We start from the raw sequence: 1,899 nt of genomic DNA, 5'->3' as shown, positions 1-1,899 counted from the left end.
GAAAAGCTCGCCGAAATGCCTTGGTCGCAGTGGGGTCAGCATATCAACAACATCATCCGGCTGGAGAAGCGCCGCATCGTGGATCAGGCCTGGCGCCTGTACCGCGGGGGCCGCATTGCCGAATCCGAGCTGGCCGTGGTGATGTCGCCGCGCCAGCGCCGCGAGTTTGAGGAGGGGACCGCGTGAGTACGCTGAATAAAGAGAATTATCCGCCGGGATTCTGGCGGCGAGCCGGCAGCGCCCTCAACTTCGTCGGCATCCCCGCCTGGCTGTTCCTGCTCTACCTCTTCTGGTTCCGCTTTCCCGCGATGAACACGATTTACGTCGTGAGCGGCATCATCGCCGTGTTCCGCGTGCTGAGGATGTTTGGCTGGGGCGTCACCGAACTGCTTACGCGCCTGGCTCGCTGGGCGCGTGGCAAATCCCTGAGCGGCCGCCCGTGGTGGTACCGCCGGTTCACCGACGGCGAGTAGCCGTCCTGACACAGCAGCAGAGGAGGCTTTATGAAGACAGCGGACTACCCGGTGTGGCTTGCCGTCATGCCGGACCAGCGCGACGCCGCGCGCGCCGACGCCGGTAAACATCCGGACGGAGGCAACGCGATCGCATGGGATAAGGAGGCGCAGCTCTGGTACGCCCGCCCGGGGGCTGACCTGAGCCTGATTCAGAAGTGGCTGCCGGACCGCAGCATACGCAGCAGCGGCGGTGGTGACCCGCAGTCCGAGTTTCTGGACGCGCTGACCAGCGGCGGTCTGGTGCTCGACGGCCTGCCGGTGATGGATGGCCGTCGTCACAGGGTTCCGGTTGCTGACGGGAAAAAGGGTAATAAAGACGGCGTCTATCGCGGATTTCTCGATGGCGTTAAGCCCGCTGGCTGGTTCATCAACTACCACCGCGCCGATAACGATAAAGACATCACGCGCTGGAAGTCGAGTGGCGGCTCAGGCGAAGCAGACCCGGTTGCACGCGTGCACATCCGTGCCGTCATGCGCCAGTCGCAGGACGATACGGCCCGCGCACAGGCCACGCTATATGCAAACCGGACCGCCAGCGCACAGGCGCTGTACAACCGGCTGCCGGCGGTCGATCCGGCGCATGGCTACCTGGTGCGTAAGGGCATCACGGCCACACCGGAGCTGCGTCAGACCCGCAACGGTGCGCTGGTCGTACCCTTTTATGACGCCGGCGGGCAGTTTCGCACGCTGCAGTACATTCCGCCGGACGGTGAAAAATACCTGTTTAAGGATGCGCCCAAGTCCGGCCACTTTCTGGTGGTGGGCGGCGAACTGAAGGACGGCGAGCCCGTGTTGTACGCCGAGGGGTACGCCACAGCGCGCAGCCTGAACATGGTGACGGGCCGACCGGTGGTTATGGCCATTGATGCCGGCAACATGGAGGCGGTGGGAAACGTGCTGAAGGCGCGCTACCCCGGCAGCCCGCACCTGTTTATGGCCGACGTTGATCATAAGAAGGACATCAATAAGGGCGTGCTCTCGGCAGAACGTGCCGCCACCGCCACCGGCGGCGCCGTTGTGCTGCCGGACCTGAGTGCCGCTGAAATCGAGAGCGGTCTCAAGGACTTTAACGATCTGCACCAGTCCCGCGGCGCCGACCGCCTTCGCGAGTCGCTGCTGCCTGACATTACCCGTGCCCTTGAGGGGCTTAACTATAAGGAAATCGCCATGGCCACACCCGACGACGCACAGCCAGCGCCGGACACTCTTCCCGCCGCGTCTCCGGACGCCGCAGCCGAATCCACACCTGTCCGTCGCCCCGGGGCGGCAAAAGAGAAAACGGGTGAAATCCTGAAGCTGCGTGATGAAGGGCTCACGCCCGCGAAGATTGCTGAGCAGCTCGGCATCGGGCAGACCAGCGTGTATCGCATTCTTAAGGCGCAGC

At 64.0% G+C, this 1,899-nt stretch carries 2 protein-coding genes and 1 pseudogene; all 3 read left to right on the top strand.

The window, feature by feature from the left end; translation table 11 throughout:
- A pseudogene (locus tag ACVLVH_RS24100) lies at positions 1–186 on the top strand (plasmid transfer ATPase TraJ); the annotation flags it as partial.
- Positions 183–473, top strand: a complete 291-nt coding sequence (locus ACVLVH_RS24095) for a conjugal transfer protein (RefSeq protein ID WP_280173386.1) — start codon at positions 183–185, stop codon at positions 471–473. The pseudogene ACVLVH_RS24100 and the gene ACVLVH_RS24095, both read left to right, overlap by 4 nt.
- Before the next feature lie 30 nt (positions 474–503).
- On the top strand, positions 504–1,899 hold a 1,396-nt coding region (locus ACVLVH_RS24090; protein WP_498950460.1), incomplete at its 3' end, for a DUF5710 domain-containing protein.

This window comes from Kluyvera sp. 1366, assembly GCF_054823405.1.
Note: the sequence above shows the minus strand (reverse complement) of the source record. Positions and strands in the feature narration are given on the sequence as shown.